The organism is Sorangium sp. So ce426 (assembly GCF_051475585.1).
Lineage (GTDB): Bacteria > Myxococcota_A > Polyangia > Polyangiales > Polyangiaceae > Sorangium > Sorangium cellulosum_B.
Genome location: NZ_CP150341.1, coordinates 3,150,626 through 3,160,000, shown reverse-complemented (window position 1 = coordinate 3,160,000; position 9,375 = coordinate 3,150,626). Strand labels below are relative to the sequence as shown.

The following is a 9,375-nucleotide window of genomic DNA, read 5'->3' as shown; positions in this document are numbered from 1 at the left end:
GCGCGCGGACGTGGCGCGATCGCGATCGCGATCGCGATCGGTGGCGCCGGGCGCGATCGCGATCGCCCGCTCGGGCCGAATCACGGGCCTAAGTTACTGAATTTACATTGGATATCGTCGGCACGCGGGCTGCTACGGGGGCGCTCGGAGAGGAGCCCCGATGCCGATGATGAGCCGAGATACCTCCGATACGTCCGTCACGTTCTCCCTCGCGGAGCTCGCGAAGCTCGAGGAGGCGCGCGTGCGGGAGGAGCACCTCCAGCGCGCGAGAGCGCGCGAGAAGGAAGCCCGCGAGCAGCGCGAGGAGGAAGCGCGCCGGCGCGCCGCGGAGGCGGCCCGGGCCGCGGCCGAGGCAGAGACGCAGGCGCGGCGCGAGCGGGAGCAGGCCGAGGCGGAGGCGCGCGCGGAAGCGCGGTCACGGGCGGCGCTCGAGGTGGCGCGCATCGAGGCCGAGGCGAAGGCGCGCCTCGAGGCGGAGAACGCGGCGCGCGCGCACGAGCTGGCCGTCGTCCGCGCGCGCGCCGAGGGACGGCGCCGAAGCCTGACGCACGCGCTCGCCGCCGCGCTCGGCCTCGCGCTGTGCGGCGGCGCAGCGGCCGCCTACGGGGTCGCGCAGCACGTGGCAGGCCTCCAGCGAGAAGCCCAGCGCCTCCGCGATGCTCAGGCGGCGCTGGCAGAGGAGCGCGAGAGCGCGAGGGCGGCCGAGCTCGCGGCCCTCGATCGGCGCCACGCGGCGCTGCGCGGCCGGCCCCTCGCCCGCGACGCCGCGGAGGCGACCGCGACCGCGGAGGCGGCGCGGAACGCCCTCGATCCTCGGGCGCTGGACCACAACCGGCTGCGGGCGTTCGGGGACGCGCTCGACGCGCTGGAGACACGGCTCGACGCGCTCGAGAGGATCGCGGCGCTCGATCGGCGCCACGCCGACCTCGCCGCATGGGCCGCGGAGCGGCGGCGGCCCGAGGCGACGGCGGCGGCCCAGGTCGCCGCGGCGCGCGCGAGGACGCCCGGCGCCGACGAGGGCGCGCTCCGCGCTTACGAGAGCGCGCTCGCCCACCTGCGGGAGGCGCTCTCCCGACCCGCGGCGTCGGGACCGCGACCGCAGGTGGAGGTGGGGCCCCAGCAGCCCAGGTGCACGAACCCGGGCGACCCGATGTGCGGGTTCGACGGGCGGTCTCTCTGAGGCGCTGAAGCCGCGCTTCTCTGCGGGAAGCTCCGCGGAGCTCCGGGCGAACGACACCACCGTCGCCCCCAGCGCTGCGCTTCCACGCTCCGGAGGCGCATGGCACCCTGCGAGGAGAATGGCCAAGGACGTGTCGAGCACCGTCGAGCACCGGAGCCCGGTGCGACCCGAGGCCGGGAGGCGGCGGCCAGCGCTTGTGTGCGCGTTCCCGCGGCCCATGGCGTTCGCGCTGCCCGACTCCGGGAGCGTCATCGGCCGCGCCTGGCTCGCGGAACGCGGCCTCGCCGACGCGGAGGTGTCAGGCAAGCACCTGCGGATCGATCGCGCCGGCGGCGCGCTGCGCGTCGCGGACGTCGGGTCGCGCAACGGCACGTGGGTGAACGGGTCGAGGCTCGCGCCGCGCGACCTCACGCCGCTCGACGACGGGGCGGTGCTGCGGCTCGGGCGGGTCCTGTTCGTCTTCCGCGAGGAGCTCCTCGGCCCGCTCGATCCGGCGCCGCCGGTGGGCGGGCTCGTCGGGCCGTACGGCCTGCGCACCGTGGCGCAGCCCCTCGAGGGCCTGCCGCGGAGCCGCCCCGGCAACGTGCTCATCGAAGGAGAGACCGGCGTGGGCAAGGAGCTCGTCGCGCGCGCCACGGCGGCGGCGCTCGGGCGCGCGGCGCCGTTCGCGGCGGTGAACGTGGCCGGCGTCGCCCGCGGCGTGTTCGAGTCCCAGATGTTCGGCCACGTGGCGGGGGCGTTCTCGGACGCGCGCAGCGCCGCGCCCGGGATCGTCGTGGCCCACGACGGCGGGACGCTGTTCCTCGACGAGATCGGCGAGCTCGATCCCGATCTCCAGGCGAAGCTGCTGCGGCTCCTGGAGAACCGCGAGGTGCTGCCGGTCGGGGCGCAGCGGCCGGTCCACGTGAACGTGCTGGTCGTCGCCGCGACCCACAGGGACCTCGAGGACATGGTGGAGCGCGGGGCGTTCCGGCGGGACCTGTTCGCGCGGCTCGCGATGGCGCGCATCCACGTGCCGGCGCTCCGCGAGCGGCGCGAGGACCTCTTCAGCGTGGCAGGCGAGCTCGCGCGGCGCGCGGGCGTCGCGCTCCCGGCCGAAGCGGTCGAGGTCGAGGCCATGGAGCGGCTGCTGCTCGACCCCTGGCCGAGCAACGTGCGCGGGCTCGACGCGGCCCTCGCGGAGGTGCGCCGCCTCGATCACGCGCCCGGGCTGCGGCTGTGGGCGGTCGAAGAGGTGCTGGGGAAGGCGCCGGACGACCAGAAGACCGCGCTCACGCAGGAGCGCGTCGAGGCCGCCCTCGCGGCCGCCGGGGGCAACATGACGTCGGCCGCGGAGCGGCTCGGCGTCTCGCGCGGCAAGCTGCTGCGCTTCCGCAAGCGCGCTCAGCAAGGGGAGTGAGGATGGCTTCAGGACGATCGCGCCGTCGTACCAAGCGTGACGAGGAGCTCATCGAGCTGCTCGAACGTCTCGCCCATCCCGCTGTACGCGCCCGAGGCCAGGGCGGCGTCGCGCGCTTGCTTCGATCGATAGAGCTCGTGCAGCACCTGCAGCGTCTTGCCGCCTTTTTCCTCGAGGGTCACGGTCGTGACGGCGCCATCGTCGCCCGCTTCGTCGTTCGTCCACACGATGCGCGAATGCGGTGTCACTTCGAGGTACGTGCCGAAGAACGCCATCGGCTGCGCGGCATCATGACCAAAGACCAGGCGGTAGCTGCCGCCGGTGCGAATATCCGCTTCGTAGGAAAGTAGAGGCACGGGCATCGACTTCGGTATCCACCACCGCCTGAACAGCTCCGGCGTGGTCCACGCCTGGAACACGATGCGCGCCGGGGCATCGAAGGTCCGTGTGACGACGATCTCGCGATCGGACTTCGGCTCCACCGTCGTGCGATGACTCGTCAGTTTGGGCTCACTCTCTTTACTTGCGTCCATCGACGTTCTCCTTTCGTTTCAGCTCCTCGATGACCTTGTCCAGCTCGTCGAAGCGTGCGGCCCAGAGCTGGCGGTACCTCTCGATCCACGCCGTCTCTTCGTCGAGCCGGCGCGGGCCGAGCTTGCAGGTACGCACGCGGCCGACCTTCTCGGTGGTGACGAGCCCAGCCCGCTCGAGGACGCCGACGTGCTTCTTCATGCCCGTGAGGGTCATGTGAAACTTCTCGGCGAGGTCCGTGATCGAAGCGTCGGCTCGTCCGAGCTGCTCCAGAACGCCGCGCCGGGTCGCGTCGGAAAGCGCGGCGAAGGAAGCATCGAGGCGGGCACTCGAATACTGAACCATGTGGTTCAGTATCTAACGCGCGAGTCGGCGTCGTGCAAGAGGAGATCGAGCGTGTGCTCCGTCGCGAGCCGACTTTGATTCATCAATTTGCGACCATTTGCAGTGACAGCGGAGATCCCGCTTGAGCGCCAAGGGGTGCGCCAAGCGTCCGGACTCCAGGGGGCGTTCGGAGTTTCCTGACGACCTCACGCGCCTGCACACCCGAGAGCCGCACGAGCTGGGCGTGGGCCAAACTCCGCCGGTGCCAAGTCACACCCTTTGGAATATATAAGTAGCTGGTCGCAGTGCGTCGCGTTGACGAGCGAGCAAGGTTTTCGATGATCGTCGAGAGAGGCTACGCGCTCCGCGAAAAAATCGAGGAAACTGCCGATTTTGCACTGTACCGCGCATACCACGAGGGCGACGGCGTCCCGGTTTTGCTGAAAATCCTGTGCGCGGAAAGATCGACCGGCGCCGAGGTCGTGCGCTTCAAGCACCAGTACGAGCGCATCGCGCGCCTCGCCTCGCCCCGCCTCGTCGCCCTGCGCGGCGTCGAGGCGCTCGCCGGCTCCTTGGTCGTCGTCCTCGAGGACTTCCCGGGCCGCGATCTCGCGCAGATCCTCGCCGCGCGCCCGTCACACAGGATGCCGGTCGGCGAGGCGCTCGATCTCGCGGCTGCGCTCGCCGAAGGTCTCGCCGCGGTGCACGTGGCCGGGCTCGTCCACCGCGATCTGCGCCCGCAGAACGTGCTCGTCGGCGCGCGCGGCGCGGTCAAGATCAATGGCTTCGGCGCCGACGCCGAGATCACCCACGCGCACGAGCGGCTCTACGCGCCGGCGGTCATCGCCGACGTGCTGCCCTACGTCTCCCCCGAGCAGACAGGCCGCATGAACCGCGGTGTCGACTACCGGACCGACCTCTACGCGCTCGGCGTCATTCTGTACCAGATGCTCACGGGTCGGCGCCCCTTCGAGGCCCTGGACCCGATGGAGCTCATTCACGCGCACCTCGCCCTCCCGCCCACGCCGCCCTCCTGCGTCGATCCGACCATCCCCGAGGCCGTTTCCGACATCGTGCTCAAGCTGCTCGCGAAGAACGCCGAGGAGCGTTACCAGAGCGCCGAGGGCCTGCTCGCCGACCTCAATCACTGCCGCGAGGCCCTGCGCGGCGCGGGGACGATCGAGCCCTTCGTCGCGGGCCAGCGCGATCGTCAGGACCTCTTCCGGATCCACCAGAAGCTCTATGGCCGCGAGCATGACATCGAGGCGCTCACCGCCGCGTTCGAGCGCGCGCTCGAGGGGGGCCGTGAGATCGTCCTCGTCTCCGGCTACTCGGGGATCGGGAAGTCCTCGCTCGTACACGAGATCTTGAAGCCACTCGCGCGGCAGAAGGGCTATTTCACGAGCGGCAAATACGACCAATACAACCGCGGCGCGCCCTACAGCGCGGTGATCCAGGCGTTCGACGGCCTCGTGCGGCAGATCCTCACCGAGAGCGATGCGCGCATCCTCCGCTTTCGGAGCGCGCTCCTCGAGGCGCTCGGGCCGAACGCGCAGGTCGTCTGCGACGTCATCCCGTCGCTCTCCCACGTGATCGGCCCGCAGCCGCCCGTCCCGGCGCTCGGCCCGATCGAGGCGCAAAACCGCCTGAATCGGTGCTTCTTGCTGTTCGTCTCGGTGTTCGCGCGGCGCGCGCACCCGCTCGTCCTGTTCCTCGACGATCTTCAGTGGATCGACCCCGCGAGCCTCGGGCTGCTCCGCGCGCTCCTCGCCGACGACTCGCTCGATGCCCTCTTTTTCTGCGGCGCTTACCGTGACAACGAGGTATCGCCCGGGCACCCGTTCATCCTGGCGATCGAGGAGCTCAAGCAAGCCGGGCTCGTCGTGCGCAACATCGTACTCGCCCCGCTCGCGCGCCCGCACCTGATCGAGATGCTCTCGGATAGCCTCAAGCGCAGCGACTGTGGGCCGCTCGCCGATGTGGTGCAGAAGAAGACCGGCGGCAACCCGTTCTTCGTCAAGGAGTTCGTCCGGCCGCTGCACGACCACGGCGTCCTCGCGTACGCAGCCGGATCAGGCTGGCGCTGGGACCTCGCCGCGATCGACGCGCTCGGGTACACGGACAACGTCGCAGACCTCATGGTGCGCACCATCGCGCGCCTGCCGCCGGCGACGGTGAAGGCGCTCAACCTCGCCGCGGCGATCGGCAACCGGTTCGACCTCGACGTGCTCGCCGCGGTGAACGAGTGCTCGCCGGAAGACGCGTACGCCCGCCTCGATCCCGCCGTGAGCGAGGGGCTCGTGATCGCCGGGCGCGGCGGCTACCGCTTCGCCCATGACAAGGTCCAGGAGGGCGCCTACGCGATGATCCCGGAGGCGGACCGACCCGCCTTCCACCTCCGGATCGGCCGGCTGCTCGCGGGCAAGCTAGACCTCTCGGAGAGCCAGAACCTCTTCGACGTCGTCGGCCACCTGAACAGCGCAGGCGACCTCGTGTCGGACCCCGCGGAGCGCCTGCACCTCGCCCGCATGAGCCTCGAGGCCGCATGCCGCGCCGAGGACTCGGCCGCCTTCGGCGCCGCGCTGCGCTACCTGCAGTTCGGCCTCCTGCACCTTCCGGAGGACGCCTGGGCGTCACAGTACCCGCTCCGCCTCGAATACGCGAAGAGAGCCGCCCTGATGCTCTCGCTCTGCGGCCAGCATGACGACGCCCTCGCGATCCTCTCCGAAGGCCTGGAGCGGGCCGCGAGCCGGCTCGATCGCACCGAGGTGCTGCGGCTCAAGATGAACGTGCAGGTGCTCAAGAACGACCTGCCAGCCGCGCTCGCGGAGGGGCTCGAGGCCCTGCGCCCGTTCGGGATCGACCTGCCTCTCTTCCCGGACGACGCCATGCTCGACGCCCAGGTGCGGGCGACGATGGATCTCGTCCGGGAAAGGACGATCGAGGCGCTGCCAGGCCTGCCGCCGCTCGCGGACCCGGAGATCCTCGCCATGCAGGACGTGCTCCAGGAGCTCTTTCTCCCCTGCTACTTCCTGGCCACGAACGACCTCGGCATCACGGTCGCGAAGATCCTCGAGAACACGCTGCGCCACGGGCTCTCGAAGAACTCGATCTTCGGCTGCATGAACTTCGGGATGCTCCTCTGCGCCCGCGGCGACATCGCGCTCGGCTACCGCTTCGGCCGCGCCGCCATCGACCTCGCGGACCGCTACACGGACAAGAAGTCCGAGGCGATGCTCCGCAATATGTGGGGCGCCTTCGTGCAGCATTGGCGAGAGGGCTACGCCGCCTGCAAGGCGTCGCTGGTCGCCGGGGTGCACGCCGGGCTCGAAACGGGCCAGTACATCTGGTCGTTCTACAACACGGCCAATGGCATCACGAACAGCCTCCTGCGCGGCCTCCCGCTCTCCGACCTCCTCGCCGAGGCGCGGAGCTACCAGCCGATGCGCAAGCTCGACGAGTTCAATGCCATCACCTGGGCGGTCGGCGCGGTCGGACAGATCGCGCACCAGCTCTCGGTCGAGACCGAGCGCCCCGCAACGCTCAAGGGGGCGTGGGTCGATATCGACGAGGTGATCGAGGAGTCCCGCCGCATCGACAACCAGGCCTCGTTCTTCTTCGCCCACTTCTACATCGTCATCCTCTGCGTCTTCCAGGGGGCGTTCGAGGAAGCGGCGCGCGCTGCGCTCTTGCCGAACATCGAAATCCCGGCCGTGGCGGCCTGGCATGGCAACCCCGCGTTCCATTGCTACGCAGGCATCGCGTTCACGCAGGCGGCGGACGTCGTCTCCCCAGCGGAGCGCGCGCTCTTCCTCGCCCGCGCCGAGGTCTCCGCCGAAAAACTCTCGCGCTGGGCGGACCTCTGCCCGGAGAACCTGGCGCACCGCCGCGCCCTCCTCCTCGCCGAGCTCGCGCGCGTCCGCGGCGACGCGCGCGCCGCCGGGGACCGCTACGACGAGGCGATCGCTCTCGCGCAGCGCGGCGGCTATCTCCACGACGAGGCGCTCGGCAACGAGCTCGCGGGCCTCTGCTTCCGCGCGCTCGGCAAGGAAACCATCGCCGGCGCCTACCTGACCAAGGCGCACAGGGCGTACGGCCGCTGGGGCGCGACGGCGGCGATGCGGCGCCTCGAGAACGCGTACCCCGACCTCGTCCCGGGCGAGAGCCTCCGCGGCGAGAGGAGCCGGCAGGCCGGCGCCGCGCTCGACGTCGGCTCGGTGCTCAAGGCCTCTCAGGCTATCTCGGGCGAGATCGTCCTCGACCGCCTGCTCGACGCGCTCATGCGCATCATGGTCGAGAACGCCGGCGCGCGGCGCGGCGTCCTCCTGCTCCTGCGTGACGGACGGCTCGTCGTCGTGGCCGAGCACCACATCCGGGATGCGTCGGTCCACGTGCTCGGCGCGGCGCCCCTCGAGGGCCGCAAGGACCTGCCGGCCAGCGTCGTCACGTACGTGGCGCGGACGCGCGAGACCGTCCTGCTCGACGACCTCGCGATCGACGGGCCGTTCGGGGGCGATCCCTGCTTCGCCGGCGGTGCGCCGCGCGCCTCGCTCGCCGCGCCCATCGTCTACAAGGGCCGCCTCGCCGGCGTGATCTATCTCGAAAACGACCTCACCCGCTCTGCCTTCACCCCCGATCGCGTCGAGGTGATCCGGCTGCTCTCCGCCCAGGCGGCCAACTCCATCGAAAATGCGCGCCTCTATGCGGATCTGCAGCAAGAGAACGCGGAGCGACGGCGCGCCGAGGAGGTGCTCCGCCATTCCCTCTCGCTCCTCGAGGCCACGCTCGAATCGACGGCGGACGGCATCCTCGTCGTCGACGACGAGCAGCGCGTCCTGTGTCAGAATCACAGGTTCTCGGCGATGTGGCGCATCCCGGACGAGATCCTCTCCACCGGGTCGGACGACACGTTCCGTACGTTCGTCTGCGACCAGGTCCTCGATCCCGAGGCGTTTCTGCAAAGGATCCGCGCTCTCTATGCCTCGCCCGAGGAGTCCAGCTTCGATGCCATCCCGTTCACGGACGGGCGCGTCTTCGAGCGTTATTCGCAGCCCCAGCGCCTCGGCGGGCGCGTGGTCGGGCGGGTCTGGAGCTTCCGCGACATCACCGCGCGCGTGCGCGCCGAGCAGCAGCGCGATCAGCTCCTCCTGGACGAGCGGCGGGCGCGCACGGCAGCGGAGGAGGCCGTGCACCTGCGGGACGAGTTCCTTTCTATCGCCTCGCACGAGCTCCGCACCCCGCTCACGAGCCTGCAGCTCGCCATTCAATCGCTGGGGAAAAGGCTCGCGCGGGGCATGGACGTCGAGCGCGTGCGCTCCGCGGTCGCCCTCTCTGGCCGCCAGATCAAGCGCCTCACCGACCTCATCGATATGCTGCTCGACGTCTCCCGGATCCAGGCGGGGAGGCTCGAGCTGTATACGGCGCCCGTCGAGCTGCGCGCGCTCGTCGACGAGGTCGTCGCCCACCTCGGCGATCAGATCGCGCAGTCAGGCAGCGTGGTCGCCGTGCGCGCGGAGCAGCCGGTCATCGGCCGGTGGGACCCGCTCCGCCTGGAGCAGGTCGTGACCAACCTCCTCACCAATGCGATCAAATTCGGGGAACGCCAGCCGATCGACATCACCATCACCCGGGAAGATCGGGTCGCGCGGCTCTCGGTGACCGACCGTGGGATCGGGATCTCGGCCGAAGTGCAGGCGCAGCTCTTCGAACGATTTCGCCGCGGCGTCTCGTCGAAGCATTACGGGGGGCTCGGGCTCGGCCTCTACATCACCCGCACCATCGTCGAGGCGCACGGCGGCCGAATTCGCGTGTCGAGTGAGGCCGGCCGGGGCTCGACCTTCTGCGTCGAGCTGCCGCTCTCGACCGAGCGCGCGGGGGATTTGTCGTCGTAGCGGTTACCTGGAGCGGCGTCGTGAGCTCGGCTTGGTCACCTGTCCCTCGG

5 protein-coding genes are annotated in these 9,375 nt (G+C 70.6%); 3 read left to right on the top strand and 2 right to left on the bottom strand.

Features of this window, described 5'->3' with window-relative positions:
• Positions 1 to 166 precede the first annotated feature (166 nt).
• Positions 167 to 1,180 (top strand): hypothetical protein, encoded by a 1,014-nt coding sequence (locus tag WMF44_RS12105; protein ID WP_437299285.1) that lies wholly within the window; start codon positions 167 to 169, stop codon positions 1,178 to 1,180.
• Between the two features lie 118 nt (positions 1,181 to 1,298).
• The gene (locus WMF44_RS12100; RefSeq protein ID WP_437299284.1) at positions 1,299 to 2,579 is read left to right on the top strand and encodes a sigma 54-interacting transcriptional regulator; all 1,281 of its coding nucleotides are present in this window, start codon (positions 1,299 to 1,301) and stop codon (positions 2,577 to 2,579) included.
• An 8-nt stretch (positions 2,580 to 2,587) separates the two neighbouring features.
• On the opposite strand, the gene WMF44_RS12095 is transcribed toward WMF44_RS12100, so the two are convergent.
• Both WMF44_RS12095 and WMF44_RS12090 read right to left on the bottom strand, forming a co-directional pair.
• The gene (locus WMF44_RS12095; RefSeq protein ID WP_169508844.1) at positions 2,588 to 3,112 is read right to left on the bottom strand and encodes an SRPBCC family protein; all 525 of its coding nucleotides are present in this window, start codon (positions 3,110 to 3,112) and stop codon (positions 2,588 to 2,590) included.
• Complete coding sequence (locus tag WMF44_RS12090; protein ID WP_436601923.1) at positions 3,099 to 3,455, bottom strand: ArsR/SmtB family transcription factor; 357 nt, start codon at positions 3,453 to 3,455, stop codon at positions 3,099 to 3,101. The genes WMF44_RS12095 and WMF44_RS12090 overlap by 14 nt, the downstream gene beginning before the upstream one ends.
• A gap of 317 nt (positions 3,456 to 3,772) precedes the next feature.
• Here WMF44_RS12090 and WMF44_RS12085 point away from each other — a divergent pair, with 317 nt between their 5' ends.
• Positions 3,773 to 9,325 (top strand): AAA family ATPase, encoded by a 5,553-nt coding sequence (locus tag WMF44_RS12085; protein WP_437299283.1) that lies wholly within the window; start codon positions 3,773 to 3,775, stop codon positions 9,323 to 9,325.
• Positions 9,326 to 9,375: the final 50 nt, after the last annotated feature.

Excerpts from the sequence above, each read along its gene's own strand:
- WMF44_RS12105 (WP_437299285.1), top strand. The coding sequence starts at position 167 with ATGATGAGCCGAGATACCTCCGATACGTCCGTCACGTTCTCCCTCGCG.
- WMF44_RS12100 (WP_437299284.1), top strand. The coding sequence starts at position 1,299 with ATGGCCAAGGACGTGTCGAGCACCGTCGAGCACCGGAGCCCGGTGCGA.
- WMF44_RS12095 (WP_169508844.1), bottom strand. The coding sequence starts at position 3,112 with ATGGACGCAAGTAAAGAGAGTGAGCCCAAACTGACGAGTCATCGCACG.
- WMF44_RS12090 (WP_436601923.1), bottom strand. The coding sequence starts at position 3,455 with ATGGTTCAGTATTCGAGTGCCCGCCTCGATGCTTCCTTCGCCGCGCTT.
- WMF44_RS12085 (WP_437299283.1), top strand. The coding sequence starts at position 3,773 with ATGATCGTCGAGAGAGGCTACGCGCTCCGCGAAAAAATCGAGGAAACT.